Origin of the sequence: Pseudorhodoferax sp., assembly GCF_047601025.1 — a bacterium.
Taxonomy (GTDB): Bacteria; Pseudomonadota; Gammaproteobacteria; order Burkholderiales; family Burkholderiaceae_C; genus Pseudorhodoferax.
This window is the reverse complement of sequence record NZ_JASGJZ010000001.1, coordinates 220136-246560: the sequence shown is the minus strand read 5'-3', so window position 1 is coordinate 246560 and position 26425 is coordinate 220136. Positions and strand designations below refer to the sequence as shown.

Annotated in this window: 20 protein-coding genes; 14 read left to right on the top strand and 6 right to left on the bottom strand. The window is 71.5% G+C overall.

Features of this window, described 5'->3' with window-relative positions:
• The first annotated feature begins 4 nt into the window (after positions 1 to 4).
• From QM782_RS01140 to QM782_RS01130, 3 genes are read left to right on the top strand one after another with little or no spacing between them, the layout of a single operon-like run.
• Positions 5 to 5785, top strand: a complete 5781-nt coding sequence (locus tag QM782_RS01140) for a CHAT domain-containing protein (protein ID WP_415201102.1) — start codon at positions 5 to 7, stop codon at positions 5783 to 5785.
• On the top strand, positions 5782 to 7197 hold the full coding sequence (locus QM782_RS01135) for a toll/interleukin-1 receptor domain-containing protein (RefSeq protein WP_415201101.1): 1416 nt from the start codon (positions 5782 to 5784) through the stop codon (positions 7195 to 7197). The genes QM782_RS01140 and QM782_RS01135 overlap by 4 nt, the downstream gene beginning before the upstream one ends.
• On the top strand, positions 7197 to 9188 hold the full coding sequence (locus QM782_RS01130) for a hypothetical protein (protein WP_415201100.1): 1992 nt from the start codon (positions 7197 to 7199) through the stop codon (positions 9186 to 9188). The genes QM782_RS01135 and QM782_RS01130 overlap by 1 nt, the downstream gene beginning before the upstream one ends.
• Before the next feature lie 6 nt (positions 9189 to 9194).
• Here the strand turns inward: QM782_RS01130 and QM782_RS01125 are convergent, their stop codons facing one another.
• Positions 9195 to 9587 carry a hypothetical protein gene (locus tag QM782_RS01125; protein WP_415201099.1) on the bottom strand — a complete coding sequence of 131 codons (393 nt, stop codon included), beginning with the start codon at positions 9585 to 9587 and terminating at the stop codon, positions 9195 to 9197.
• A 10-nt stretch (positions 9588 to 9597) separates the two neighbouring features.
• Positions 9598 to 10656, bottom strand: coding sequence for a Rieske 2Fe-2S domain-containing protein (locus tag QM782_RS01120; protein WP_415201098.1), 1059 nt, complete (start codon positions 10654 to 10656; stop codon positions 9598 to 9600).
• A gap of 93 nt (positions 10657 to 10749) precedes the next feature.
• Here QM782_RS01120 and QM782_RS01115 point away from each other — a divergent pair, with 93 nt between their 5' ends.
• From QM782_RS01115 to QM782_RS01085, 7 genes are all read left to right on the top strand, one after another.
• Positions 10750 to 11580, top strand: coding sequence for a GntR family transcriptional regulator (locus QM782_RS01115; RefSeq protein ID WP_415201097.1), 831 nt, complete (start codon positions 10750 to 10752; stop codon positions 11578 to 11580).
• A gap of 133 nt (positions 11581 to 11713) precedes the next feature.
• Positions 11714 to 12898, top strand: a complete 1185-nt coding sequence (locus QM782_RS01110) for an ABC transporter substrate-binding protein (protein ID WP_415201096.1) — start codon at positions 11714 to 11716, stop codon at positions 12896 to 12898.
• A gap of 121 nt (positions 12899 to 13019) precedes the next feature.
• Complete coding sequence (locus tag QM782_RS01105; RefSeq protein WP_415201095.1) at positions 13020 to 13892, top strand: branched-chain amino acid ABC transporter permease; 873 nt, start codon at positions 13020 to 13022, stop codon at positions 13890 to 13892.
• On the top strand, positions 13892 to 14869 hold the full coding sequence (locus tag QM782_RS01100; RefSeq protein WP_415201094.1) for a branched-chain amino acid ABC transporter permease: 978 nt from the start codon (positions 13892 to 13894) through the stop codon (positions 14867 to 14869). Before QM782_RS01105 ends, QM782_RS01100 begins: the two co-directional genes overlap by 1 nt.
• Positions 14866 to 15624 carry an ABC transporter ATP-binding protein gene (locus QM782_RS01095; RefSeq protein ID WP_415201093.1) on the top strand — a complete coding sequence of 253 codons (759 nt, stop codon included), beginning with the start codon at positions 14866 to 14868 and terminating at the stop codon, positions 15622 to 15624. Before QM782_RS01100 ends, QM782_RS01095 begins: the two co-directional genes overlap by 4 nt.
• Positions 15617 to 16336: an ABC transporter ATP-binding protein gene (locus tag QM782_RS01090; RefSeq protein WP_415201092.1), complete on the top strand. Its 720-nt coding sequence runs from the start codon at positions 15617 to 15619 to the stop codon at positions 16334 to 16336. The genes QM782_RS01095 and QM782_RS01090 overlap by 8 nt, the downstream gene beginning before the upstream one ends.
• Positions 16337 to 16382: 46 nt before the next feature.
• The gene (locus QM782_RS01085) at positions 16383 to 17294 is read left to right on the top strand and encodes a LysR family transcriptional regulator (protein WP_415201091.1); all 912 of its coding nucleotides are present in this window, start codon (positions 16383 to 16385) and stop codon (positions 17292 to 17294) included.
• Between the two features lie 28 nt (positions 17295 to 17322).
• Here the strand turns inward: QM782_RS01085 and QM782_RS01080 are convergent, their stop codons facing one another.
• Positions 17323 to 18291: a Bug family tripartite tricarboxylate transporter substrate binding protein gene (locus tag QM782_RS01080; RefSeq protein WP_415201090.1), complete on the bottom strand. Its 969-nt coding sequence runs from the start codon at positions 18289 to 18291 to the stop codon at positions 17323 to 17325.
• A gap of 216 nt (positions 18292 to 18507) precedes the next feature.
• Between QM782_RS01080 and QM782_RS01075 the strand changes: the two genes are divergently transcribed.
• Genes QM782_RS01075 through QM782_RS01065 form a run of 3 tightly spaced genes read left to right on the top strand, consistent with a single transcriptional unit; the run spans position 18508 to position 21773 of the window.
• On the top strand, positions 18508 to 19479 hold the full coding sequence (locus QM782_RS01075) for a Bug family tripartite tricarboxylate transporter substrate binding protein (RefSeq protein ID WP_415201089.1): 972 nt from the start codon (positions 18508 to 18510) through the stop codon (positions 19477 to 19479).
• Positions 19480 to 19502: 23 nt separating this feature from the next.
• Complete coding sequence (locus QM782_RS01070) at positions 19503 to 21395, top strand: alkyl/aryl-sulfatase (RefSeq protein ID WP_415201088.1); 1893 nt, start codon at positions 19503 to 19505, stop codon at positions 21393 to 21395.
• A 48-nt stretch (positions 21396 to 21443) separates the two neighbouring features.
• Positions 21444 to 21773, top strand: coding sequence for a CcdB family protein (locus QM782_RS01065; RefSeq protein ID WP_415201087.1), 330 nt, complete (start codon positions 21444 to 21446; stop codon positions 21771 to 21773).
• Between the two features lie 45 nt (positions 21774 to 21818).
• Here the strand turns inward: QM782_RS01065 and QM782_RS01060 are convergent, their stop codons facing one another.
• The 3 genes from QM782_RS01060 to QM782_RS01050 are packed head-to-tail and all read right to left on the bottom strand — an operon-like array spanning position 21819 to position 25146.
• Positions 21819 to 22856 (bottom strand): alpha/beta fold hydrolase, encoded by a 1038-nt coding sequence (locus QM782_RS01060; protein WP_415201086.1) that lies wholly within the window; start codon positions 22854 to 22856, stop codon positions 21819 to 21821.
• Positions 22853 to 23230 carry a hypothetical protein gene (locus tag QM782_RS01055; RefSeq protein ID WP_415201085.1) on the bottom strand — a complete coding sequence of 126 codons (378 nt, stop codon included), beginning with the start codon at positions 23228 to 23230 and terminating at the stop codon, positions 22853 to 22855. Before QM782_RS01055 ends, QM782_RS01060 begins: the two co-directional genes overlap by 4 nt.
• Complete coding sequence (locus QM782_RS01050) at positions 23227 to 25146, bottom strand: acyl-CoA synthetase (RefSeq protein ID WP_415201084.1); 1920 nt, start codon at positions 25144 to 25146, stop codon at positions 23227 to 23229. Before QM782_RS01050 ends, QM782_RS01055 begins: the two co-directional genes overlap by 4 nt.
• A gap of 176 nt (positions 25147 to 25322) precedes the next feature.
• Between QM782_RS01050 and QM782_RS01045 the strand changes: the two genes are divergently transcribed.
• Positions 25323 to 26423 (top strand): Zn-dependent alcohol dehydrogenase, encoded by a 1101-nt coding sequence (locus QM782_RS01045; RefSeq protein WP_415201083.1) that lies wholly within the window; start codon positions 25323 to 25325, stop codon positions 26421 to 26423.
• Positions 26424 to 26425: the final 2 nt, after the last annotated feature.

The following is a 26425-nucleotide window of genomic DNA, read 5'->3' as shown; positions in this document are numbered from 1 at the left end:
CACCATGCCCGACACCACGCCCCGCGAGATCACCTTCCTGATTCCCGGCCAGCGGCTCGCCGCGCGCGGCGGCGAGCTGGCGGAGGCGCCCGCGTCGTCGGGCCTGCCCGGCCACCGCAAGGCCTTCGTGCAGCTGGCCACCCGCCGCGACGGCGGCGCGCTGGTGCGCACCAGCGCCACGGTCGGCGAGGACGTGGTGGTGCTGCACGTCGAGGGCGGGCCGGAGCTGGTGCTGCATCCGCTGACGGCGCGCGACCTGCTGCTGGCGCAGGCCGATGGCCAGCCGCTGCAGCGGGGCGCGCCAGGGGAGCCGGCGGAGGAGCCTGGCGAGGTGCGCGTGCCGGCCGAGCTGCAGTGGCGCGGGCTGGAGAAGGCGGCGGCTTCGCGCAGCGCGGGCTTCCTGGGCCGGGTGGTGCTGCGGGCGGTGGAGATCGTGACCGGCTTGTTCGACGACGCCGGCGTGGCCGAACGGGCGGCCAGGGACATCGCCCAGCGTATCGACGCTGGCGTGGCGCCGGGCGTCTACCGGCTGGCGCCCGAGCGGCTCGGCACGCTCGGCAGGGAACAGGCGCTGCCCTGCATCGACGTACCGGCACCCGGCCGGCCCGTGCTGGTGCTGCTGCACGGCACCTTCGTCGACACGGCCTGCACCTTCGGCCAGCTGTGGGTGCAGCACCCGGCGCGCGTGCGCGAGCTGTTCGACCACTACGGCGGCCAGGTCTACGCGCTGGACCACGCGACGCTGGGCGACAGCCCGATCGACAACGCGCTGCAGCTGGTGCAGGCGCTGCCCAGGGGCGTGCCGGTGCAGCTGCATCTGGTCTCGCACTCGCGCGGCGGCCTGGTGGCCGAGGTGCTGGCGCGCGTGGCCGCCACGCGCGAGGTGACGGCGCAGGAGCTCGGCGTCTTCCAGGGCGAGCGCCATGCCCGCCTGCGCGCGCAATTGCAGGCGCTGGCCGCGGCGCTGGCCGAGCGCGAGGTGACGGTGGAGCGCGTGGTGCGCGTGGCCTGCCCGGCGCGCGGCACGCTGCTGGCGTCGCGCCGGCTCGATGCCTACCTGTCGGTGCTGCGCTGGTCGCTGCAGCTGGCCGGCGTGCCGGTGGCGCCGGCGCTGGTGAACTTCCTGGCCGCCGTCGCGCGCGAGCGCTTCGACCCCGAGACGCTGCCCGGGCTGTACGCGATGACGCCGGAGAACCCGCTGGTGCAGTGGCTCAACGACGCGCAGGCGCCGGTGCCGGGCGAGCTGCGCGTGGTGGCCGGCGACGTCGAGGGCGACTCGGTGCTGGGCTGGCTCAAGACGCTGCTGGCCGATGCGTTCTACTGGACCGACAACGACATCGTGGTCCAGACCAGCTCCATGTATGGCGGCGCGCCGCGCAGCGCCGGGGCGAGCTACCTGCTCGACCGGGGAGCGCACGCCACGCACTTCGGCTATTTCCACAACAAGCGCACGGCCGATGCGGTCGTCGATGGGCTGGTGCGCGACGCGCCGGCCGGCTTCGCGCCGATCGGGCCGCTGTCGTGGGAAGGACGCAGCGCGGACGGGCACCGCGGCGCGGTGCGCGGCGACCCCGTGCCGAGGCCGGAGCGGCCGGCCGTGTTCGTGCTGCCAGGCATCCTCGGAAGCCACATCGAGGTCGACGGCCGGCGCGTGTGGCTGGGCTGGCGCGTGCTCGGCGGCCTGCGCCGGCTGGAGTATGCGCCGGGGCAGTGGAACGTCCGGGACGGTGGGCCGCTCGGCGATTTCTACGACGACCTGATCGACGACCTGGAGCAGAGCCACGAGGTGATCCCGTTCGGCTTCGACTGGCGCCGGCCGCTGGAGGAGGAGGCGCGCCGGCTGGGCCAGCGCGTGCAGCAGGCGCTGGACGCGCGCGCGGCCAGCGGCATGCCGGTGCGCTTTGTCGCGCATTCCATGGGTGGGCTGCTGGTGCGCACCATGATGCTGGAGTGCCCGGAGGTCTGGAAGCGGGTGTGCCTGCACGAGGGCGGGCGCCTGCTGATGCTGGGCACGCCGAACGGCGGCTCCTGGGCGCCGATGCAGGTGCTGTCGGGGGACGATACGTTCGGCAACTTCCTGGTGGGGGTGGGCGCGCCGTTCCGTGGCCAGCAGGCGCGCCAGCTGATGGCGCAGTTCCCGGGCTTCCTGCAGCTGCAGGCCGGGCTGACGGACCGGCAGCTGGCGCTGTCGAGCGAGGAGACCTGGCAGAAGCTGGCCCGGGACGACCTGGAGCGGGTGCGCCAGGCCAGCTGGTGGCACCGCAATCCGCGCCCCACGGAGGCCGGCGACACGCAGCTGGCGGCCTACGAGTGGGGCGTGCCGTCCAAGTCGGTGCTGGAGCAGGCCGTCGCCCTGCGGCAGCGCCTGGACCGACAGCGCGACGAGGACCTGCCGCGCTGGGCCGACCGCATGCTGCTGGTGGTGGGGCGTGCGTCCTTCACCCCCGATGGCTACGAGTGGGCGGACGAGGGCTTCGTCTACCTCGATGCCGAGAACGGCGGCGACGGCCGGGTGACGCTGGCCTCGGCCCTGCTGCCCCAGGTGCGTACCTGGACGCTGGACGCCGAGCACGGCAAGCTGCCCTCGCGCAGGAGTGCCTTCGATGCGTTCCGCGAGCTGCTGGAAACGGGCGACACGCGGGGCCTGAAGGTGCTCGCAGCCGGCGCGCGGCGCGGCAGCGAACCCGGCGGCGCGCCGGCGCCGGTCGCCCACGTGCGCAGCCGGCCCTCGCGCGGCCGGCTGGCCGGCGAGCGCCCGGCCGATTCGGTGGAGGCGGTGTTCGACCGGGCGCCGGAGCGGCGGGCCGGCGCCGAAGCCGGCCCGCGTGCACCGGCCCTGCGCGTCACGGTGCTCAACGCCAACCTGGCCTTCGTGCGGCAGCCGCTGCTGGTGGGGCACTACACCGCTTCGCGGCTCACGGGCGCCGAACTGGCCGTGAACGCGATGGTGGGCGGGGTGATGGAGGACGCGCTGTCGGTCGGACGCTATCCGCAGACCGCCGGCGCCGCGCAGGTGTTCCTGAATCACGCGGCGCCGCGGCACGAGGCGCTGCTGCCGCGGCCCGAGGGCGTGGTGGTGGTCGGCCTCGGCGCCGAGGGCAGCCTGACCGAGGCGACGCTGGCCGAGACCGTGTGCCAGGGCGTGCTGGCCTGGACCGAGCGGCTGGCGGAAGCTGCCCACGGGCCGGCCGGCATCGAACTGGCGGCGGTGCTGGTCGGCAGCGGCGGCATCGGCATCGAGCCGGGCAACTCGGCCCGGGCCATCGCCACCGGCGTGCGCGCCGCCAATGCGCGCATCGCCCGCCTGAACCAGCGCCTCAAGCGGGCGGCCTGGCCGCACGTGGCGCACCTGTGGCTGGTCGAGCTGTACCTGGAGCGCGCTGCCGAGGCATGGCGCGGCCTGCAGGTGCAGGCTCTCGCGCGGCCGGGTGAACTCGATCTCGCGCCGACGATCGAGACCGGCACCGCCTCGCTCCGGCGCCAGGTCGATTCGGCCTACCGCGGCGCGGCCTACGACTTCATCTCCATCACCTCGCTGCGCGACCCGCGGGAGGAGGCGGTCGGAGCCGCGTCGTCGGGTGCCGAGTTGCTGGCCCATGCCGACATCCAGTTCCGGCTGGACACCCGACGCGCGCGCACCGAGCTGCGGGCCGTGCGCGCGCAGCCGCGGCTGCTGCACCAGATGCTGTGCAATGCTTCGAACGACCATCGCTGCGGACCGCAGGCCGGCCAGATCGGGCGCACGCTGTTCCAGCTGCTGGTGCCACTGGAGATCGAGCCCTTCCTGGCCGGGCGCAGCCAGATGCTGCTGGAGGTGGACCAGGGCACGGCCATCGTGCCCTGGGAGCTGCTGGACACCGCGTCGGAAAAGGGACGGGAGCACGATCACGTGCCCTGGAGCATCCGCAGCCGGCTGATCCGCAAGCTGGCGACCAGCAGCTACCGCGACGCCGTGCGCGACACCGGCCGCGAGGACGACGTGCTGGTCGTCGGCGAGCCGCTGTGTCCGCCGCGCTACGGCCGGCTGGACGGCGCGCTGCGCGAGGCCCGCGCCATCGCTGCGCTGATGAAGGGGCCGCGGGGCGTGGGCGCGGACCGCGTTGTCGGCCTGCTGGGCCAGGCCGATGCGACGGCCATCATCAACGCGCTGATGTCCCGGCCCTACCGGGTGGTGCACGTGGCCGGCCACGGCGAGCCGGGGCGCGATGGCGGCGTGGTGCTGTCCGGCGACACCGTGCTGGGGCCGCGCGAGATCGCACAGATGCGCGCCGTGCCCGAGCTGGTGTTCGTCAACTGCTGCCACCTGGCGGTGCGGCCGGAGCAGCAGTTCGCGTGGGCGCCGGACCCTTTCAGCCGCAGCGACTTCGCCGCGAGCACGGCCGATGCGCTGATCGCCATCGGCGTGCGCTGCGTGGTGGCCGCCGGCTGGGCGGTGGACGATGCGCCGGCCGAGCTGTTCGCGCAGACCTTCTACCAGGCCTTGCTGGGGGGCCGGAGCTTCATCGAGGCGGTCGGCGAGGCGCGCGAGGCCACTTGGCGCAAGTTTCCCCAGAGCAACACCTGGGCGGCCTACCAGTGCTATGGCGATCCGGAATGGCGCCTGCGCCGCCTGGACGACGACGGCCCCGGCCGGCCCGTGGCAGGCCTGGACCTGCAGGCCGAGTACGGCGCCATCGCTTCCGCCGTGGGCCTGAAGATTGCGCTGGAGAAGATCGCGATGGACGCCAGGTACGAGCCAGGCGACCAGCTCGTGCTGCAGGAGCACGTTCGCTACCTGGTGGCGCGCTTCGGCACGGTCTGGGGCCACGTGGGGTCGGTGGCCGAGGCGCTGGGTGCAGCCTGCATCGGGACCGGCCTGACCGAGGAGGGCATCGCCTGGTACGAGCGCGCGCTGGCCGCCAACGATGCCAGCGCCTCGCTGCTGGTGGCAGAGCAGTTGGCCAACCAGCGCGTGCGGCAGGCGTGGAGACAGGTGGATGCGCTGGAGAGCGGGGCCGGTACGCCGGCGGCGGGGCGCGAGGCGGTCCGCCAGGCGATCGAGCAGCAGCGCAGGGTCATCGCGGCGGCGACGCACACGCTGCAGTCGCTGCAGCAGCTGCAGCCCACGATCGAGCGCCATGCCCTGATCGGCTCGGCCTTCAAGCGCCTAACGATGCTGGAGCGCCAGGCCTCCGTCATCGAGCAGGCGTGGCTGGACGCCGACGCCGGTGACGAGGCGGCTTGCGCCGATCTGCGGGATCGCGTCACCCGGCTCCGGCAGGCCGAAGGCGAGGCGCTGACCGCCATGGCCCACGCCTACGACGCTGGCGTGCAGCTGGCCCGGGCGCTGCAGCATCCGCAGCTCTACTACCCGGCCATCAACTGCATGGCGGCGGAGTTGATCCGCCCGCAGGATCCGCAGGGCGGGCAACAGGCGGGGTTCTCGGACGAGGCCGTGGCGGCGGTGCGCAAATCGCTGGACCAGCAGCTGACCGACAAGGCCGACTTCTGGCTGGCGGTCAGCCGCATCGAGCTGGACATCTACGTGGCCCTGCAGCAGCGCACGCTGGAGCAGGCGCTGCCCAAGATCGCCGCGCTGTTCGACGACCTGCACGGGCGCGTGCCGTCCCCGGGGCTGTGGGGAACGCCGCGCGACCAGCAGGAGTTCGTGCTGGAGCGCTGGCTGGCCCGGAGCAACCCGTCCGCCGGTGAGCGCGCGGCCGCCGGGAGCCTGCTGCAGCTGCTGCTGCGCTATGCGCCGAAGAAGGCGCGGGCAGTCGCCGCGCCGCAACGAGGAAGCGCATGACCGAAAGCGACTGGAAACGCCTGCTGCGCCAGATCCGCAGCGGCTACGTGGTGCCGGTGATCGGCCCGCAGCTGCTGGCCGATGCGGCGGGCGCCTCCGCGCTGCAGCGCGTGCTGGCCGAGCGGCTGCTGGACCTGCACGGCGTGGCGGCCGGCGATCGGCCGGCGCTGCGGCCGTTCCGCGAACTCAACGCCGCCGTCTCCTTCCTGCTGGCCGGGCGGCTGGCCAAGCCGCAGGCGCTGTACGTGGACGTGGCCGACCTGCTGGACGACCTGGCGGGCGAGCCCGGCATGCTGCCCACGCCGCTGCGCCAGCTGGCCGAGATCACCGACCTGCGGTTGTTCGTCTGCATGACCGCCGACGGCCTGCTGGCCGAGGCGCTGCGGGCGGCGCGGCCGCGCCAGGCGCTGGGCGAGGTGGTGCACGCGCCGCGCATGCCGACCGACGAGTGGCGCGACCTGCCGGAGGACTGGAGCACGCAGCCGGCCGGGCCGGCCTGGGTGCTCTACATGTTCGGCCGGGCGCGACCGGCGCCGGTGTACGCGATCCACGACGAGGACGTGCTGGAGTACGCGCACAACGTGATGGCGCGCGGCAGCAACGTGCCGGTGAACTTCCTGCGCGCGCTGCAGGACCGCAGCCTGCTGATGCTGGGCTGCGGCCTGCCGGACTGGCTGGGCCGCTTCTTCCTGCGGCTGACCAACAAGGACCGGCTGTCGGAGAAGACGCGCCACGAATGGCTGATCGAGGCGCCGCGCGGCGCGCAGGCCGAGGACGAGCTGGCGACCTTCCTGAAGTCCTTCAGCGAGGACACCGAGTGCCTGGAGGGGCCGTCGCCGGCGGCCTTCGTCGAGGAACTGCACCGCCGCTGGCTGGCCGAGCAGCAGCCCGCCCCCGCCATGCCGGCTGCGGCGCCGGCGCCGGAGCTGCCGGAGGTGCCGCACGGCGCGGTGTTCTTCGTCAGCTACTCGCGCGCCACCGACGCCGCGGCCGCGCAGCAGCTGGTGGCGGCGCTGCGCACGCTGGGCTGCGGCGAGGCCGAGGTCTGGTTCGACCGCCGCGCCATCGAGCCGGGCGAGGACTTCGCGCGCGAGATCATGGGTGGCATCGCCTCGTGCCGCTACTTCCTGCCGCTGCTGTCGCTGGCCGCGCTGCAGCGCGAGGAGGCCTTCGTGTTCCGCGAATGGCGCGCCGCGCAGCAGCGCGCGCTGGGGCTGAACCGCAGCTTCGTCGTGCCGCTGGTGGTGGACGATCCCGCCGCCGACCCGGCGCGCTACGCCGGCGGCGTGGCCGACTGGGGCGGCCTGCATTTCGGCCAGGCGCCCGGCGGCGTGCCCGACGCGGCCACGCTGGCGCGGCTGCGCGAGCTGCTGCGCGACGCGCGCAACCCGGCGCGCGCGGGGGTGGCGTGATGGCCGCCGCCGCGGCAGCCCACGCCCCGGCCGGCCCGGCGCTGGACGACCAGCGCCCCTGGCCGGGCCTGGCGGCCTACGACGAGGCCTCGCAGGCCTGGTTCAAGGGCCGCGAGCAGGAGGCCGCGCAGCTGGCCGACCTGGTGCAGGCGCATGCGGTGGTCGCCCTGTACGGCAAGTCGGGGCTGGGCAAGAGCTCGCTGCTGCAGGCCGGCGCGTTCCCGCTGCTGCGCGCCGGCGGCTTCCTGCCGGTGCATGCGCGGCTGGACTTCTCGTGCAGCACCAGTCCCTGGGACCAGCTGCTGCAGCTGCTGCTGCAGGCCGCCGCCGCGGCCGGGCTGGAGTGCCCGCAGCCGGCGCCGGGCGAGGACCTCTGGTGCTTCCTGCACCGGCCGGACTTCGAGCTGTGGACGGCCGACAACCGGCTGGTGACGCCGGTGCTGGTGCTGGACCAGTTCGAGGAGGTGTTCTCGCGCACGGCGGGGCAGCCGGCCGCCGTGTTCGACGGCCTGGGCGACCTGCTGGAGCACCGCATCCCCTCGGCCATCGCCTCGGACAAGGCGGCGCTGGCGGCGCTGGACGTGCTGCATTGCCGCTACCGCTGCGTGCTGAGCTTCCGCGAGGACTACCTGCCCGACCTGCGCGCCTGGGAGCCGCGGCTGCCCTCGCTGCTGCGCCAGTCGATGCGGCTGCTGCCGATGACGCGCGCGCAGGCGGTGCAGGCCGTCGAGCGCGCCGGCCACGCGGTGCTGGCGCCGGGCGCGGCCGAGGCGATCGTGGACTTCGTCGCCAGCGCGCCGGCCGGCGGCGAGGCGGTGGTCGAGCCCGTCATGCTGAGCCTGTGCTGCGCGCAGCTGAACCGGCGCCGCGCCCAGGGCCAGCGCATCGACGCCGAGCTGCTGCGCGCGGCCGGGCCGAACATCATCGAGGACTTCTACGAGGAGGCCATCGCCGGCATGCCGGGCCGGGTGCGCCACTTCATCGAGGACTACCTGGTGCAGGGCCGCACGCGCGGCAGCTACGCGCGCGACGAGGCCATCGCCCAGGGCTTCATCGACGCCGCGGAGCTGGAGCGGCTGACCGCGCAGCACCGGCTGCTGCGCGTGGAGCCGGCCGGCGACGTGCCGCGCATCGAGCTGATCCACGACCGGCTGGTGGAGGTGGTGCGCCGCGCCGGCGACGCGCGCCGCGCGCGCCAGCAGGCCGACGCCGCGCGCGAGCGCGAGGACCAGCAGCGCCAGCGCCGCATCCGGCGCTGGACCGTGGCGGCGCTGTGCGTGGTCAGCGTGCTGGCGGCGGCGGCCGGCTACTTCGCGGTGCAGGCCGAGCTGTCGAACGCGCGGCTGGACGCCGCGCTGCGCGAAGCCATGCGCGCCAAGGAAGCCGCCACCGAGGAGACCAACGTCGCCCAGCAGCGCCTGCGCCAGCTGCAGCTCCTGACGCGCTACGGCTGGGCTGGCAAGGGCGACGCCTGGCTCTACGACAACGCGGCCACCGCCGATGCGCTGATCGGCCGGCTGACGCGCGCCGACAGCGCGCCGGCCGCCGGCCCGGGCAGTGGCGGCGCCGAGCTCCGCAACGCGCCGGCCGCCGGTGGGGGCGAGGGCAGAGGCGCCGCCGCGCGCCGCGCCGCCACGGTGCTGGAGATCTGGAGCAAGGACGTGGACCAGGACCGGGTGCGCACCGCGCTGTCGCAGCTGGGTTTCGAGGTGCGCGTGCGCCAGGGCCTGCTGCAGCAGGAAACCAATGCCGTGTGGTTCGGCACGCCGGTGCCGGTGCAGGACGTGCAACTGGTCGCGCTGGCGCTGATGCGCGCCGGCATCCAGGTCAAGGTGATCCAGCCGATGCCGTCGCAGCTGCCGGCGCACACCCAGGCGCTGGTGCAGGTCGGCGCCTGGGCCGACGCCAACGGTTGCCAGCCGTACAAGGCCGACGAGCTGATGGCGCGCACGGCCTTCCCGCCGCGCGGTGCCGCGCCGTGTGCGCGCTGAGCCGGCTCAGCCCTGCGGCTCGTACATCGCCTCGAACTTGGCCGCCTCGACCGCATAGGCGTCCGTGCCGTCCTCGGCGTTGGAGACCAGGTAGTCGCCGGCCGCGTAGTGGGTGCGGCCTTCCTTGGTGGCCACGCTGCCGGCGGCCGTGGCGCGCTCGGCCCAGACCGGCGCGGTCTTCACGTAGGCGCCGACGCCCACCGCGCGGTAGCTGCGCGCGAAGGATTCGGCATCGACCGTGTAGACCTCGCCGGCGTTGTCCACCAGCCAGTCGCCGGGCTTGCAGCGCTGCTCGGCGCCCCACTGGCGGTAGGCGAAGCCTTCGGTGTCGAGCCGCAGCTGGACGGCGGCGACGGGGCGGCCGGGGCGGCGGCGGTAGCGCTGGCGGGATGTCGTCATGCGCGCATTGTCAGGCCGCCTGCGCGGCGGCGGGCTGCGCCGCCTGCTGCTCCTCGGCCACCAGCCGCTCGATGATGCGGCGCGAGCGCACGCCGCCGGCGTCGATGTTCAGCGACAGCAGCTTGCGCCCGGGGAACGCCAGCAGGTTCTGCTGCTGCGCCTCCAGCACCGCCATGTCCTCGGCGAACACCTTGCCCTGGTTCTCGCGGATCTGGGCCGTCAGCGCCTTGTCCTTGACGTTGAAGTTGCGCGCCATGCCCCAGAAGTACCAGTGCGAGGTCTCGGTCTCCGGCGTGATGAAGTCGACCACGATGGAATAGACCTTCTGGTCGCTCGGGGCGTGGTAGCCGCCCTGGCCGGCCAGCGCCACGCCGACCTCGATCATCACGTGGCTGGGCGCGGTGAAGCGGCAGACCTGCCAGCGGTCCACCGGCTGGTCGTCCGGCAGGTGGTTGCCGCGCAGGTTGGCGCGCCAGAACGGCGGGGCCATCACGTTGTCCATGAAGCGGCTGGTCACGATCTCGTCGCCCTCGGTCTTGGTCGAGACCGGCGTTTCGTCGATCTCCTTCTGGCCGATGCTGGTGCTGTGCACGTAGGTCTCGTGCGTCAGGTCCATCAGGTTGTCGATCATCAGCCGGTAGTCGCAGCGCACGTGGTACAGGCCGCCGCCGTAGGCCCAGTCCGGGCTGTCGGCCCAGAACAGGTGGTGGATCCTGGCCGGGTCGGCCTGCGCCGGGTCGCCGGGCCAGACCCAGACGAAGCCGTGGCGCTCGACCACCGGGAACACGCGGATCGCCGGGAAGGCGCCGACGCGCTGGCTGGGCATCGAGACGGTCCGGCCGTCGCAGCCCATCACCAGGCCGTGGTAGCCGCAGACCAGCTGCCCCTCGCAGACCTGGCCCAGCGACAGCCGGGCGCCGCGGTGCGGGCAGAAGTCTTCCAGCGCGGCGACCTGGCCGTCCGCGCCGCGGTAGAACACGATGTGCTCGCCGCAGATCTGGCGGCCCAGGGGTTTCTCGTCGATTTCGTCGGGCGTGCAGGCGACGTACCAGGCATTGCGCGGGAACATGGGGTCTCCGTGGGTTTGAAAAATAATGGCGCTAATGTATACCTCGATGCACAAAAAACGCCAGAATGCCGCGATATCGACCGAATTTGTCAGATGAATGTATACATTGAAGCCGCTGGATCGCAGTCCCTGCGGGCCCAGCTGCGGCTGCGCGAGCTGATCCTGGCCGGCGCGCTGGCGCCGGGCGCGCGCATCGCCGAGCTGGCGCTGGTCGAGCGCATCGGCGTGTCGCGCACGCCGATCCGCGCGGCGCTGCTGCGGCTGGAGCAGGAGGGCCTGCTGCAGGCGCTGCCCGGTGGCGGCTATGCGGTGCGGGTGTTCTCCGAGCGCGAGGTGGCCGACGCCATCGAGCTGCGCGGCACGCTGGAGGGCCTGGCCGCGCGGCTGGCGGCCGAGCGCGGCGTGGCGCCGCAGGCGCTGGCCGAGGCGCGCGCGGCGCTGGCCGGCATCGACGCCGTGCTGGGCCAGGCCGCGCTGGACGACGCGCAGTTCCAGCGCTACGTGGCCTGCAACGAGCGCTTCCACCAGCTGCTGCACGGCATGGCCGGCAGCGCCGTGCTGGCGCGCGAGATCGAGCGCGTGGTGCGGCTGCCGTTCGCCTCGCCCTCGGCCTTCGTGGTGCAGCAGGCCGATTCGCCGCGGGCGCGCGACATGCTGATCGTGGCGCAGGACCAGCACCGCCAGGTGCTGGACGCGATCGAGCGGCGCGAGGGCGCGCGTGCCGAGGCCATCGTGCGCGAGCACGCGCGCATCGCCCAGCGCAACCTGCGCGAAGCCATGGCCGCGCCGCAGGAGGGCAGGGCGCCGGGCGTGCGGCTGGTGGTGCCGGAGCCGCCCGCGGCGGTGGCAGCAGTGCAGGATGCCGTCCCGGCACCGCGCCGGCGCGGCCGGCCGCGCCGTGCCATAGCGGATCGGCATAGCTGATAGATGCATGGCGGCCTCAGCATTAACCCTGTGGCAACCATGCCAGTGGTGAAGCAGCCTGTTTTGTGCAAGACACTCGCGCCATCGCGCGGCCGGTCCGCCGCACGAGTCGCCAACCCGAGGAGATGACTGCATGCATGCACCCACGACGCGCCGCACGGCGCTGACGCTGGCCGCCGCCGCGCTGGCTGGCCTGGCCGGCCAGACGGCCCTGGCCCAGGACAACGTGTTCAAGATCGGCCTGATCCTGCCGATGACGGGCCAGCAGGCCACCACCGGCCGCCAGATCGAGGCCGCCGCGCGGCTGTACATGGCGCAGCACGGCGATGCCGTGGCCGGCAAGAAGGTCCAGCTGATCGTCAAGGACGACACCAGCCTGCCCGACCAGACGCGCCGCCTGGCGCAGGAGCTGATCGTCAACGAGAAGGTCAACGTGCTGGCCGGCATGGGCATCACGCCCTCGGCCATGGCGGTGGCGCCGCTGGCCACGCAGTCCAAGACGCCGCTGGTGGTCATGGCCGCGGCCACCTCCAGCATCACCGAGGCCTCGCCCTACGTCGTGCGCACCAGCTTCACGCTGCCGCAGGCCTCCGTCGCGCTGGCCGACTGGGCGCCCAAGAACGGCATCAAGATCGTGGTCTCGCTGGTCTCGGACTACGGCCCGGGCCTGGACGCCGAGAAGTTCTTCAACGCCCGCATGGCCAACAACGGCGCCAAGGTCGTCGAGGCGCTGCGCGTGCCGCTGCGCAACCCGGACTTCGCGCCCTTCCTGCAGAAGGTGCGCGACCTCAAGCCCGACGCGCTGTTCGTGTTCGTGCCCTCGGGCGCCGGCGCGGCGGTGATGAAGCAGTTCGCCGAGCGCGGCATGGACAAGGCCGGCATCAAGCTGATCGGCACCGGCGACGTGACCGACGACGACCAGCTCAACGACATGGGCGACACCGCGCTGGGCGTGGTCACCTCGCACCACTACTCGGCCGCGCACCCGTCCGAGCTGAACCGCAAGTTCGTCGACGCCTTCCAGAAGGCCAACAAGGGCCTGCGGCCGAACTTCATGGCCGTGGGCGGCTACGACGGCATGCACCTGATCTACGAGGCGCTGAAGACGACCAAGGGCGCCGGCGGCGGCGAGGCGCTGATCGGCGCGATGAAGGGCCAGATCTTCGAGAGCCCGCGCGGCAAGATGTACATCGACGCGCAGACCCGCGACGTGGTGCAGGACATCTACCTGCGCAAGGTCGAGAAAAAGGACGGCCAGCTCTGGAACGTGGAGTTCGACGTCATCAAGGACGTCAAGGACCCGGGCAAGGCGAAATGAGGTTCCCCGGCTGTTCACGCCGCCGCGCGGCGTGTCGCTCCACTTTCCGGGGGGGGCGCGGCCGCGTCGGGGCGGCCCGGCGGCGGGCGCATGTCCTGCCGGTCGCGGCGGGTGCTGGCCGATGCTGACCATCCTCTTCGACGGCATCGCCTACGGCATGCTGCTGTTCATCCTGGCGGTCGGCCTGGCCGTGACCATGGGGCTGATGAACTTCATCAACCTCGCGCACGGCGCCTTCGCCATGGTGGGCGGCTACACCACGGTGCTGCTGATGCAGCGCGCGGGCTGGCCGTTCCTGGTCAGCCTGCCGATGGCCTTCATCGTGCCGGCGCTGCTGGGCGCGGTGCTGGAGCGGCTGCTGTACCGCCCGCTGTACCGCCGGCCGCACCTGGACCAGGTGCTGTTCTCCATCGGCCTGGTCTTCATGGCCGTGGCCGGCGTGGACTATTTCATCGGCTCCACGCAGCAGATCATGCAGCTGCCCGAATGGCTCAAGGGCCGCACCGAGGTCGGCTCGGGCGCGCTCGCGCTGGGCATGGGGCACTACCGGCTGTTCATCATCCTGGTCTGCGCGGCGCTCACGCTGGTGCTGCAGTACGTGCTGTCGTCCACGCGCTTCGGCAGCCGGCTGCGCGCCAGCGTGGACGACCAGCGCGTGGCGGCCGGCCTGGGCATCAACGTGAACCTGGTGTTCCTGGCCACCTTCGCCGTCGGCTCGGGCCTGGCGGGCCTGGGCGGCGCGCTGGGCGCCGAGGTGCTGGGGCTGGACCCGCAGTTCCCGCTGAAGTTCATGGTGTACTTCCTGATCGTGGTGGCGGTGGGCGGCACCTCGTCCATCACCGGGCCGCTGCTGGCCGCGCTGCTGCTGGGCGTGGCCGACGTGGCCGGCAAGTACTACATCCCCAAGATGGGGGCCTTCATCGTCTACAGCCTGATGATCGTGATCCTGATCTGGCGGCCGCAAGGCCTGTTCGTGCGCAAGGGAGGCAAGTGATGGCTGCCGATACGCGAGCCTCCATCCTGAACATCAGCCGCATGCGGCCCTGGGAGCCGGTGCTGTGGCTGCTGGCCTTCGCCGCGCCCTTCGTGCTGCCCAGCCATGCGCTGATCGTCAACGAGATCGCCATCGTCGCGCTGTTCGCGGTGTCGCTGGACCTGGTGCTGGGCTACACCGGCATCGTCTCGCTGGGCCATGCGGCCTTCTTTGGCATGGGCGCCTACACGGCCGCGCTGTTCGCCAAGCACGTGATGCCGGACCCGCTGGTCGGCCTGGCCGCCGGCGTGGCCACGGCCATGGCGTTGGGCGCCGCCTGCTCGTTCACCGTCATGCGCGGCACCGACCTCACGCGGCTGATGGTGACCATGGGCGTGGGCCTGATCATGCTGGAGCTGGCCAACAAGCTGGACTGGCTGACCGGCGGCGCCGACGGCCTGCAGGGCGTGGTGATCGGCCCGGTGCTGGGCCGCTTCGAGTTCGACCTGTACGGCCGCACCGCCGCGCTGTATTCGCTGGTGGTGCTGCTGGTGTGCTTCCTGCTGGTGCGCCGGCTGGTGCATTCGCCGCTGGGCGCGACGCTCAAGGCGATCCGCGACAACCGGCTGCGCGCCGGCGCCATCGGCATCCCGGTCAACGCGCGCATCGTCGGCGCCTACACCATGGCCGCGGCGCTGGCCGGGGCGGCCGGCGCGCTGCTGGCGCAGACCACGGGCTTCGCCTCGCTGGACGTGTTCGAGTTCCACCGCTCGGCCGACGTGATGCTGATCCTGATCGTGGGCGGCACCGGCTGGCTGTACGGCGGCGTGCTCGGCGCCATCGTGTTCAAGCTGATGTACGACGTGCTGGCCTCGATCACGCCGCAGTACTGGACCTTCTGGCTCGGCCTGTTCCTCGTGGTGCTGGTGCTGGTCGGCCGCGATCGGCTGTTCCGGCCCTGGACCTGGTTCGGCGGCCGGCGGGGGGCGGCGCCATGACCGATACCGTCCTGTCCGCGCAGAAGCTGGTCAAGCGCTTCGGCGGCATCACCGCCACCAACGACGTCACGCTGAACCTCGCGATGGGCGCGCGCCATGCGCTGATCGGCCCCAACGGCGCCGGCAAGACCACGCTGATCAACCTGCTGACCGGCGTGCTGGAGCCCTCCGGCGGGCGCATCGAGCTGTTGGGCGAGGACATCACGCGCCTGGCCCCGCACGCCCGCGTGCGCCGCGGCCTGGTGCGCACCTTCCAGATCAGCCAGCTGTTCCAGACCATGACGCCGCTGGAGACGCTGGCCATGGTGGTGTCGCAGCGCCAGGGCCTGGGGGCGCGCTGGTGGGAGCGCCTGGGCGCGCGCGCCGGCGTGGCCGAGCGCTGCGAGCAGCTGCTGCAGCAGTTCCACCTGGCCGACGTGATGCACCAGCGCACCGAGCACCTGGCCTACGGCAAGCGCCGGCTGCTGGAGATCGCCATCGCGCTGGCCTGCGAGCCGCGCGTGCTGCTGCTGGACGAGCCGGTGGCCGGCGTGCCGCCCGGCGAGCGCGAGGAGCTGCTGCAGACCGTGGCCGCGCTGCCGGCCGACGTGTCGGTGCTGCTGATCGAGCACGACATGGACCTGGTGTTCGACTTCGCCAAGCGCATCACCGTGCTGGTCAACGGCACGCTGCTGACCGAGGGCACGCCGCAGCAGATCGCCGCCGACCCGCAGGTGAAGGCCGTGTATCTCGGCGAAGGAGAGCTCCATGCCTGAGTTGCTGCAGATCGACAACCTGTCGGCCGGCTACGGCGAGGCGGTGGTGCTCAGCGGCGTGGACCTGTCGCTGCCCGAGGGCCGGACGCTGGCGCTGCTGGGCCGCAACGGCACCGGCAAGACCACGCTGATGAACACGCTGGCCGGCGCCACGCGCCAGCACGGCGGCCGCATCGCACTGGCCGGCGTGGCGCTGCACGAACTGCCTTCGCACGAGCGCGCCGCGGCCGGCATCGGCTGGGTGCCGCAGGAGCGCAACATCTTCAAGTCGCTGACGGTGCACGAGAACCTCACGGCCGTGGCGCGGCCGGCGCGCGCCGGCATGCCGCAGTGGACGCCCGAGCGCGTCTACCAGATGTTCCCGCGGCTGGCCGAGCGCAAGGCCAACCTCGGCACGCAGCTGTCTGGCGGCGAGCAGCAGATGCTGGCCGTCGGCCGCGCGCTGGTGCTCAACCCGCGCCTGCTGCTGCTGGACGAGCCGCTGGAAGGCCTGGCGCCGATCATCGCGGAGGAGCTGCTCAAGGCCATCCGCCGCATCACGCGGGAGGAGGGCCTGGCGGCCATCATCGTCGAGCAGCACCCGCAGGCGATCCTGGCCATCTCCGACGTGGCCGCCGTGCTGGACCGCGGCACCGTGGTGCACCGCGGCACCGCGGCCGAGCTGCGCGCGCAGCCCGAGCTGCTGGACCGGCTGCTGGGCGTGGTGCGCTGACCGGCCCTTGTCGCGCGTCGGCGCAGCGCTCTTTGGCAGGCCGGACATGAAAGCACTCGACTCGCTGCGCATCTTCGTGACCACGCAGAAGAAGGGGAGTCTTTCTGCGGCGGCGCGCAGCCTGGGCCTGTCGGCTGCCACCATCTCGCGCCGGATCACCGCGCTGGAGGATGAGCTGGGCGTGCTGCTGGTGGACCGGACCAGCCGCAATCTCAAGCTGACCGAGGCCGGGCAGGCGTTTCTCGAGCGCGCCGAGCACGTGCTCGAAGCCATGTCCGAGGCAGAACAGGCCGCGCGCGATGCCCGCCGGCGGCCCGAGGGCCGGCTACGCATCCACTCGCGCACGCAGATCGGCATCCGCGTCATCGCGCCGCTGCTGCCGCGCTTCGCGCAGCAGTACCCGGACATCCAGGTCGAGTACGAGCTGTCCGAGCACCCGGTCAACATCATCGAGCAGGATTTCGACATCGACATCCGCACCGGCGAGTCGACGGACTCGGGCTTCGTCATCAAGCGCCTGCTCAGCAGCGACGAAGTGCTGGTCGCCAGCGCTGCGTTCGCGAAGCGGCATCCGAACATCCGGCACCCGCACGACCTGCACCTGCTGCCGTGCCTGACCTATCGGCGCGACCAGGAGCCGACGACCTGGAAGTACATCGACGAGCACGGTGCGCAGCATGCACTGCCGATCAAGGGCGTGCTGAGCACCAACAACGGTGAGGTGCTGCGCCTCGCCGCCATGGGTAGCATGGGCATCGCCCTGTTGTCCGAGCCGGTGGTGCGTGCGGACATCCAGGCGGGCACGCTGGTGCGGCTGTTGCCAGGCTACCGGTTCGCCGTGCGTCAGTTCTCCAATGGTGTGTTCGCCGTCTTCCGGCAGAACCGCACGCTGCCGCTGAAGGTGCGGGCCTTCGTGGACTTCATGGCCGACGCGCTGCGCGAGCCTGGTGCAGGCTAGGCGTTCGGGCTGCGCTGGCACGTTCGCGCTATTCGACTTCGATGCGCACGCCGCTGTCGACCAAGGCCTGCAGCTTGCGCGACTCGGCTTGCAGGAACGCCGCGAACTGTTGTGGCGTGCCCGGTGACAGCTGCACACCTGTCTCGGCGATCGCCGCCTTCACCGCCGGATCGGAGAGCGCCGTGCGGATGTCCGCGTTGAGCTTGCCCTCGATGGCGGGTGGCGTGGCCGACGGAATCAGCATGCCGTACCAGGTGGCGTAGAGCAGGTCCACGCCCAGTTCCCTGAAGGTCGGCACCTCCGGTGCTTGAGGATGGCGGCGCTCCGAGGCGATCGCGATCGCGCGTAGCGCGCCCGAACGAGCCAGGGGCATGGACGAGCTGCCGTCGAAGATGCCGTCGACCACGCCGGCGATCACGTCGTTCTTGGCCGGCGCGGCGCCGCGGTAGGGCAGGTGCAGGATCTGCGCGTCGATCGCGCGGCCCAGTAGCTCCAGCGCGATGTGCGGGCTGGACGCATTGCCCGACGAGGCCAGCCGGAGTTGACCAGGCCCGGCCTTCGCCCGGCTCACCACGTCCTTCAGGTTCTTCATCGCTGATCGGCCCGAGACGAACAGGATCAGGGCGTTCGAGCCGATATGGACGAGCGGCTTGAGCGCATCGGCGGCGTAGGGCATGGTCGGCCGCAGGATCGGGTTCGACGTGTAGGCGTAGGCGGTGAACAGCAGGGTGTGGCCGTCGGGTGCGGACTTGCTGACGTACTGCGTGCCGATCAGCGTGCCGGCCCCGCCGCGGTTCTCCACCACGACCGGCTGGCCCCACATCTGCGACAGCTTGGCGGCAAGCACGCGGGTGTGGCCATCGGTCGGGCCGCCTGCCGCGTACGGCACCACGATGGTCACCGGCCGCGTCGGGAAATCGATGGCCGCCGTCCCCGGGTTCGACTGCGCCAGCAGCGCGGCGGCGCCGAATGCCTGCAGCAGTTGTCTCTTGTTCATGCCCTACGTCCTGTGGTGATGCTCGATGCCTGGTGGCGAGGATGGCGGCCTTCGAGCCTGGCCACAGTGTGGCCAGAACCTGGCGCGTGGCGCACGCGCTGGCGCAAAGTTGCTTTGCAGGACTCGATGTATCGGCCGCGCTGGTGCTCCCTAGCATCGGGCCTTCAAGTTTCTGCAATGCCATCGAGCGCTCCCCGGGGGCGCAGGAGACGATCCATGCCACACCCGACACGCCGCGCCTTCTTGGCCGCGTCCGCGCTCGCCGCCACCGCCGGCTTCAGCACCGCAGCCTTCGCCACCTACCCGGACAAGCCGATCCGGCTGGTAGTGCCGTATGGCGGCGGCGGCATGGGCTCGGTGTTCGGGACGCTGGTGACCGAGGTCTTGAATGCGCAGCTCAAGTCCGCGGCGTATGTCGACTACAAGCCCGGCGCCAATGCCGTGATCGGCACCGACCTGGTGGCCAAGGCCCCGGCCGATGGCTATACGCTGCTGATGGCGACGACGAGCTCGATCGCGATCAATCCGGCCTTCCTGCCGAATGCCCGCTACGACCCGCTCAAGGACTTCGTGCCCGTGGCCATCGTCTGGACTTCGCGCAACGTGCTGTTCGGCAGCGCGGAGCTCAAGTCGGTCAAGGATCTCGTGGCGTTGGGCAAGAAGCGCCCGCTGCAGTACGGCTCGCTCGGCGTCGGCACACTGGCGCATCTGAGCTCGGAGATGCTGCTGCGGGCCACCGGCATCGAGGCCGTGCACGTGCCGTTCAAGGGGCAGGGCCAGATCATGACGGAGGTGGCGGCGGGGCGACTGGACTTCGCCTTCACCGACCCCACGGGCCTGGCATTGGCGCAGGGTGGCAAGGTGAATGCGCTGGCCGTGACCGGCAAGGCGCGCCTGGGCGTGGCGGCCAGCGTGCCGACGCTGGCGGAATCGGGGTTCCCCACCGTCGGCACCGAGAGCTGGATCGCGATCCTGGCGCCCGCCGGCACACCGAGGGATGTGGTGGAGAAACTGAGCAACGCCCTGAGCGCGGGCTTCTCCACCGAGGCGATGAAGGCCAAGGTGGCGGCCACCGGCTCGGAAGTCGCGCCCAACATGACGCCCGCGTTCTTCGACCGCGAGCTGCGCAGCGAGCTGGTGCGCTGGAAGAAATTCCAGCAGGAGACCAGGATCACCATCGAGCAGTGAGCCGCCACCACAGGAGAACCACCATGCGACCTGCCCATCCCGACACCGTGGCCGCCCATGCACGCGTGCGCGCCGAACTCGACTTCAGCGACCGCGGCGACTACGACGACGTGCGCCGCGGCTTCATCGCCACCTTGCCGGATGCGCACATCGATGCCGACGGCGGCGGCGTTTCCTGGAGCATGCAGCCCTACGGCTTCCTGGCCGGCGAGTCGCCGGACACCGTCAACCCCAGCCTGTGGCGCATGTCGCAGCTGAACGCGGTACACGGGCTGTTCGAGGTCAAGCCACGCGTCTACCAGGTGCGCGGCTTCTCGCTCGCCAACGTGACCTTCATCGAGGGCGACACCGGCGTCATCGTGGTGGACCCGCTGCAGTTCACCGAGCATGCGCGCGCCGCCATCGCGCTGTACCGCGCGCACCGAGGCGACCGGCCGGTGGTCGCGGTGATCTATACCCATAGCCACCGCGACCACTACGGCGGCGTGCGCGGCGTGATCGGGCCGGGGGACGTGCGCCAAGGTGTCAAGGTGATCGCGCCGAACGGCTTCACCGAAGAGTCGTTCTCCGAGTCCATCCTGGCCGGTGTTCCGATGCGCCGACGCGCGCTGTTCCAGTTCGGCTGGTCGCTCGAACCCGGCGCCATGGCGCACGTGGACAGCGGCCTGGGCAAGGCCGTGGGCCGCGGCGGTGACGGCTTCATCGCGCCGACGCAGCTGATCCGCGAGTCGGTCGAGCGGCATGTCATCGACGGGGTGGAGATCGTGTTCCACCTCACGCCCGGCACCGAGGCGCCGGCCGACATGAACATGCACTACCCGGGCCTGCGCGTGCTGAACCTGGCGGAGAACGCCTGCCACACCATGCACAACCTCTGTCCGCTGCGCGGCGCCAAGACGCGCGACGCCCTGGCCTGGGCGCGCTACCTGGATCAGGCGCTCGATGCCTTCGTGCCGGAGGTGGACGCGCTGATCGTGCAGCATCACTGGCCGGTGTGGGGCGGCGAGCGCATCGCCCAGTACGTGGCCGGGCAGCGCGACATGTACCGCTACCTGCACGACCAGACGCTGCGCCTGATGAGCCACGGCCGCACGCCGCGCGAGATCGCCGAAGAGCTGATGATGCCGAGCGAACTCTCCAAACAATGGTTCGCGCGCGGCTACTACGGCGCCGTGGCGCACAACGTGAACGCGGTGTATGCCCACTACCTGGGCCCCTACGATGGCAACCCGGCCAACCTGAACCTGCTGCCGCCCGCGGCGTCGGCCGTGAAGTACATGGAGTACATGGGTGGCGCCGACGCGGTGGTGGCCAAGGCGCGGCAGGACTACGAGGCGGGGCAGTTCCGCTGGGTGGTGGAAGCGTTGAACCACGTGGTGTTCGCGGAGCCGGGCCACCAGGCAGCGCGGCAGCTGTCCGCCGATGCGATGGAGCAGTTGGGCTACCAGGCCGAATCGGCCACGTGGCGCAACTCGTACCTGCTGGCCGCGCGCGAGCTGCGCAGCAGCTCGGCTGCCTCGACCCCCAAGGGCGTGTCGATCAGCCCGGACATCGTGTCCATCCTGCCCTTCGGCAGCTTCCTGGAGTACTTGGGCATCCGTGTCAACGGGCCGAAGGCGCAGGGCTTGAAGGCGCGGTTCGACTGGCAGCTGAGCGATGCGTCCGGGATCGACACGCATCGGCTGACCTTGTCCAACGGCGCGCTGAACCATCTGCCGGGCAGCCATGGCGCAGCGGCCGACGCGGTGGTGCGCATGTCGCGCGAGCAACTGGGCCAGCTGTCGGCGGGGCGCAGTGCGCTGCTGGCGGCGCTGGACCGCAGCGAGCTGGACGTGCACGGCGATGCAGCGCTGTTTCGCAATTTCGTGGAGTGCCTGGACGAGTTCGATCCGATGTTCAACATCGTGGAGCCGTAGGCGGGTCGGGCGCGGGGCGCCCTCCTGCAAACCGTAGGCCAAGGCTAGATGGCGAACATTGCCGAAGCCGGTACGGCATTTGTGAGAACCCAGGTCCCAGGATGCGATGTCTGGCCGCATGTCGTCGACATCCAGACCGATCTTCTGCGCAGCCTGGCAATGCGTTTCGTGGTTCCGCTCGCTCCGACATCGCTGATGCCTGCCAGCCTGCCGCGGCGGTCGTGTCCTTTGATCAAGGTGGCCGGTGTTTCGCCGATGCTGGTGCCGTACGAAGCGGCGCCACTGGGCAAGCGGTCTCTCAACGCCAGCAAAGGGTCGGCGAAGGATCGAGCCCGCGCTATCGCCGCCGCCCTGGATGCGGTGGTCAGCGGCGTGTGATGACCGGCCGGAGCCGCTGGCATTGGGCCACGCAGGCGGATCGCCCTACACCGACCGCGCCCCCAGCCACCCCACGATGTGCGGCCAGGTCCGCGTCGCTGCCGCCGCCCCGGTCACCAGGCTCACATGCCCGCCCTTGATGACCATCTCTTCCTTGTCCGGGCTGCCGGCCAGCCGCACCAGGTCGGCCGACGCCGCGGCAGGCACCACGTGATCGTGCTGCGCCACCACGTGCAGCAGCGGCACGCGGATGCGGGCCAGGTCGCAGGCCGTGCCGCGCACCTCCAGCGTGCCCTGCACGATCTTGTTGTCCAGCACGAAATCGCGCGCGAGCTGGCGAAACGCTTGGCCGGGGAAGGGCAGGGCGTTGGCACCCCAGCGCACGATGCGCAGGTGCGCCTTGACGTATTCCGGGTCGTCGAGGTGGTTCAGCAGCGTCGCCCGGCCCGAGGCCTTCTGCAACGGGCGCAGCATCTGGAATGCGCCTTCGACCATGCGCGAGGGAATGTTGCCCAGCGTGTCGACCAGCCGGTCCACATCCAGGCCCCGGGCCTTCAGCAGCTTGCGCTGCAGCGCCATGCCTTCGCCGTTGATCGGCGTGGCCAGCAGCAGCAGGTTCTTCAGCGGCCCGCGGTGCGCGCGCGCGGCGTACAGCGTGGTGAAGATGCCGCCCAGGCAATAGCCGACCAGGCTGACCTGGCCTTCGCCGCAATGGGTGCAGAGCTGGGCGATGCAGTCGGGCAGCAGGTCGGCCACGTAGTCGTCCAGGCCCAGCGTGTGGTGTTCGGCGCGCGGCGTGCCCCAGTCGATCATGTACACGTCGAAGCCCGACCGCACCAGGTGCTCGATGAAGCTCTGGCCAGGCGTCAGGTCGAAGATGGTGGGCTTGCTGACCAGCGACATCACGATCAGCAGCGGCACGCGGTAGACCGTGTCCGTCTGTGGCAGGTAGTGGTACAGCCGCATGGTCCCGCGGGCGTACACCAGCTCGCGCGGCGTAACGGCGGTCTCGCGCACCATCTCCTCTTCCAGCGTGGCCATGGCAGCGCGCTGCCGGTCCAGCAGCGGGGCCGGCATCTTCATCGCCCGGCCTGGCGCGGCACGGGTGCCGGCGCCTTGCGCGTGCGGGCCGGGCGCGGGGTGGCCGGCGGGGCCGTGCGGTTCAGGCTCGCCTCGACGCGCGCCACGGCGTCTTCGAGCCGTCCGATGCGTTCGGACAGCGCCAGCACGTCCTCGCGCGAGGGCAGGTTCATCATGCCCAGCGGGCCGGCCATGCTCTCCTGCAGCATCTTCTGGCGGTGCAGGCCGGCGTGGATTTCCTGGCCCATGCGCCTGGCCAGCTGCTCGTCCTGCATCAGGCGCGTGAGGCCCTCGCTCCATTGGCGTTCGGACTGGACGAACCAGTCGCGCCACGCGGCCATCGGGTCGGTGGCCATCTCCTGCGGTTTCTTGCTCATGCGACGTTTTCCTTCCACCGCAGTTCGTGCTTCATCGTCAATGGATTCAGCTGCTCGCGGGCGCGTGCCAGCGCCGCGTCGCGCGCGTCGGGCGAGGAGCAGGCCACGGTTACGCGGATCAGGCTGCCGTGCACCGCGTGCGCAGCCACGCTGACCTCGAGCTCGCAGCCTTCCTTCTCCAGGAAGGCCAGTAGACGGCGCACGGCGCGCTCGGCGGCGTCCAGCCGCAGGGCCGGCTTGAAGACCTTGCCGACGGCCGTCAGCGGCATCGCCCCGACGCAGTACAGCTGCACCGGCACGGCCGCGCGTTCCGGCGTGCGCGCGGCGGCGTACTGCAGCACGTCTTGCGGCTTGGTGTTCGCGTGGTCGGGCTTGAGCTGCACATAGGCCACCGGCAGCTCGCCGGCATAGGCGTCGGGCTCGCCCACCACTGCGGCCACGGCCACGGCCGGATGCTGGTACAGCACCTCCTCGATGCCGGTGGGGTCGATGTTGTGGCCGCCGCGGATCACCAGGTCCTTGGCGCGCCCGGTGATCCACAGGTAGCCGTTGGCGTCGATGCGGCCCAGGTCGCCGCTGTTGACCCAGCCCGGTGCGACGAAGGGTGCGTCGGGCGCGCCCGTCGCATAGCCCGAGAACACGCCCGGGCCCCACATGGCCACCACGCCGATCGTGCCGGGCGGGCAGTCGCGCAGGCACTTGCCCTTGCCGTCCACCTCGACCACGCGCACGCGGCTGTAGGGCAGGGGGTGGCCCACCGACCCCAGGTACACCGGCCGGTCGGCGTACGAGATGGTGTGGCAGCTGGATGCCTCGGTCATGCCATAGGTCTCCAGGATGGGGAGGCCGAAGCGGTTGCGGTAGGCGTTGGCGATCGGTACCGGAATGGCGGAGCCGCCGCCCGTGGCGGTGCGGATGCTGGACACGTCGTGTCCTTCCATCGGCACGTTCAGTACCGCGCCCAGCACCGTGGGCACGCCGCCCAGCAGCGCGGGCCGGAAACGTTCGACCAGGCGCCAGATGTTGGGCATGGCGTTCTTGTTGCGCCAGCCCGCGGCCGACAGCACGACCAGCGTGCCGCCTGCGCTGAGGTGCTGCAGTCCCTGCGTCAGCGCGCCGCCCACGTGGAACAGCGGCAGGCCCATCAGCAGCGTGTTGCCGGGGCGGGTGCGGAGCATCAGCGCCATGCCCCAGGCCTGGTAGACCTGGTTGCCGTGCGTCAGCGGCACGAGCTGCGGCACACCGGTGGTGCCGCCGGTGTGGAACAAGGCGCCGACCTCTTCCGGGGCGATCGTCCGGCCGCTGACCAGACGGTCCGCGGGCTGCGCGTCGGCCAGGGCGTCGAAGTCGTGCTCCAGCGCACGCAGCGGCCCCATGCGGCTGACCACCAGGATGGCCTTCAGGTCGGGCAGCTCCTTGCGGATGCGGGCGACCTTCTCCCAGATGTCGTAGCCATCGCGCGGGCCCAGCGTGACCAGCACCTTGGTGCGCGCGGCGCGCAGGATGTGCGCGATGTGGTCGGCTTCGAGGAAGGTGTTGATCGGGTTGGCGATGCCGGCGGCCTGCGCGCCGTACAGCGCGCAGAAGGCCTGCGGCACCAGTGGCAGCATCAGGCTCACCACGTCGGTGGGGCCGACACCCAGGCCGTGCAGCATGTTGGCCACCTGCGTCACGCGGCCGAAGAATTCGCCGTGCGTCATCGGCACCGGCTCGTCGTCCGGGCTGGCATTGGCCAGGAACTGCAGGGCCGAAGCCTCCGGGTCGTGCGCGGCGCCCAGGCGCAGCGCGTCGTAGGTGCTGCGCGCGGCGATGCGCTCTGCGTAGGGGATGGCCTCGAATGCACGCAGGTCGGCCTCGGTGGCAAGGCTTGGCCACTCCGCGCCGATGGCGCGGTCGAGCAGGTGCATTCCAGGCATGTCGTGTCTCCAGTTTGGAACGCCACGAATCTAGTGGGGCCGAACGTTCGTGGCGCACCGAAGTACGCAAACCATCGTTGCAGAAACTGCGGGTCACGGGAGCTGTGGCCGCTCCATACTGCGCCGCAGCCCGGCCCCGCCGTGGCCGTGCAACACATCCATGGGAGACGCATCTGATGAGAGCAGCAGTTCTGCAGGAGTTCGGCCAGCCGCTGGTGATCCAGGAGATGGCGATCGCCGCGCCCGGGCCGGACGAGGTGCTGCTGAGAACCGCCGCCGTCGGCCTGTGCCACAGCGACCTGCACTACATGCAGGGCATGCGCAAGATCCCGTTGCCCGGCGTGCTGGGCCACGAGGTGTCGGGCGTGGTCGAAGCCGTGGGCGAACGCGTGCGGGACCTGCAGCGCGGCGACCATGTGGTCGGTGCGCTGTCGGTCTTCTGCGGCCTGTGCCGGCAGTGCCTGGGAGGCCGCTTCGCGCTGTGCATGGACACCGAGGTCAAGCAACCGCCCGGCAAGGCGCGGCGCCTGTCGCACGGCGCACAGCCGGTCAGCCAGGTGTTCAACCTGTCGGGCTTTGCCGAGCAGATGCTGGTGCACCGCAACGCGCTGGTGCGGATCCGCAAGGACATGCCGCTGGACCGCGCCGCGCTGCTGGGCTGCGCGGTGATCACAGGCACCGGGGCCGTGTTCCGCAATGCCCAGGTGCCGGCCGGCGCGTCGGTGGCGGTGGTGGGCTGCGGGGGCGTGGGCTTGGCGGCGGTGAACGGGGCCTCCATCGCCGGCGCGGCGCGCATCATCGCCATCGACAACGTGCCCGGCAAGCTGGAGCTGGCGCGCAGGTTCGGCGCCACCGACACGCTGCTGGCCAGCGAGGGCGATGTGGTCGCCCGGGTGCAGGAGATGACCGAGGGCGGCGTGGAGTTCTCCTTCGAATGCATCGGCCTGCCCGCCACGGTGGAGCAGTGCTTCCGCATGCTGCAGCCGGGCGGTACCGCCACCATCGTCGGCCTGTTCTCGCCCGGCGCCAAGGCTTCCATCGAGGGCAGCGAGTTCTTCCTGGAAAAGAAGATCCGTGGCTCGGCGCTGGGCTCGGCCCGTATCCGCGACGACATTCCGCGCCTGGTCGAGTTGTACCTGCAGGGCCGGCTCAACCTGGACGACATGGTGTCGCGCCGCATCCGGCTGGAAGACATCAACGACGGCTTTGCCGCCATGCAGCGCGGCGAGGTGGCGCGCAGCGTGATCGTGTTCGACGGCGTGGGAGAGCGAGCTTGACG

What these genes read in the sequence shown, in the direction of transcription:
- QM782_RS01115 (WP_415201097.1), top strand. Translation starts at nt 10,750, where the DNA reads ATGAATGTATACATTGAAGCCGCTGGATCGCAGTCCCTGCGGGCCCAG.
- QM782_RS01060 (WP_415201086.1), bottom strand. Translation starts at nt 22,856, where the DNA reads ATGAAGATGCCGGCCCCGCTGCTGGACCGGCAGCGCGCTGCCATGGCC.
- QM782_RS01085 (WP_415201091.1), top strand. Translation starts at nt 16,383, where the DNA reads ATGAAAGCACTCGACTCGCTGCGCATCTTCGTGACCACGCAGAAGAAG.
- QM782_RS01100 (WP_415201094.1), top strand. Translation starts at nt 13,892, where the DNA reads ATGGCTGCCGATACGCGAGCCTCCATCCTGAACATCAGCCGCATGCGG.
- QM782_RS01125 (WP_415201099.1), bottom strand. Translation starts at nt 9,587, where the DNA reads ATGACGACATCCCGCCAGCGCTACCGCCGCCGCCCCGGCCGCCCCGTC.
- QM782_RS01105 (WP_415201095.1), top strand. Translation starts at nt 13,020, where the DNA reads ATGCTGACCATCCTCTTCGACGGCATCGCCTACGGCATGCTGCTGTTC.
- QM782_RS01120 (WP_415201098.1), bottom strand. Translation starts at nt 10,656, where the DNA reads ATGTTCCCGCGCAATGCCTGGTACGTCGCCTGCACGCCCGACGAAATC.
- QM782_RS01080 (WP_415201090.1), bottom strand. Translation starts at nt 18,291, where the DNA reads ATGAACAAGAGACAACTGCTGCAGGCATTCGGCGCCGCCGCGCTGCTG.
- QM782_RS01075 (WP_415201089.1), top strand. Translation starts at nt 18,508, where the DNA reads ATGCCACACCCGACACGCCGCGCCTTCTTGGCCGCGTCCGCGCTCGCC.
- QM782_RS01140 (WP_415201102.1), top strand. Translation starts at nt 5, where the DNA reads ATGCCCGACACCACGCCCCGCGAGATCACCTTCCTGATTCCCGGCCAG.
- QM782_RS01055 (WP_415201085.1), bottom strand. Translation starts at nt 23,230, where the DNA reads ATGAGCAAGAAACCGCAGGAGATGGCCACCGACCCGATGGCCGCGTGG.
- QM782_RS01090 (WP_415201092.1), top strand. Translation starts at nt 15,617, where the DNA reads ATGCCTGAGTTGCTGCAGATCGACAACCTGTCGGCCGGCTACGGCGAG.
- QM782_RS01070 (WP_415201088.1), top strand. Translation starts at nt 19,503, where the DNA reads ATGCGACCTGCCCATCCCGACACCGTGGCCGCCCATGCACGCGTGCGC.
- QM782_RS01065 (WP_415201087.1), top strand. Translation starts at nt 21,444, where the DNA reads ATGGCGAACATTGCCGAAGCCGGTACGGCATTTGTGAGAACCCAGGTC.
- QM782_RS01110 (WP_415201096.1), top strand. Translation starts at nt 11,714, where the DNA reads ATGCATGCACCCACGACGCGCCGCACGGCGCTGACGCTGGCCGCCGCC.
- QM782_RS01130 (WP_415201100.1), top strand. Translation starts at nt 7,197, where the DNA reads ATGGCCGCCGCCGCGGCAGCCCACGCCCCGGCCGGCCCGGCGCTGGAC.
- QM782_RS01135 (WP_415201101.1), top strand. Translation starts at nt 5,782, where the DNA reads ATGACCGAAAGCGACTGGAAACGCCTGCTGCGCCAGATCCGCAGCGGC.
- QM782_RS01045 (WP_415201083.1), top strand. Translation starts at nt 25,323, where the DNA reads ATGAGAGCAGCAGTTCTGCAGGAGTTCGGCCAGCCGCTGGTGATCCAG.
- QM782_RS01095 (WP_415201093.1), top strand. Translation starts at nt 14,866, where the DNA reads ATGACCGATACCGTCCTGTCCGCGCAGAAGCTGGTCAAGCGCTTCGGC.
- QM782_RS01050 (WP_415201084.1), bottom strand. Translation starts at nt 25,146, where the DNA reads ATGCCTGGAATGCACCTGCTCGACCGCGCCATCGGCGCGGAGTGGCCA.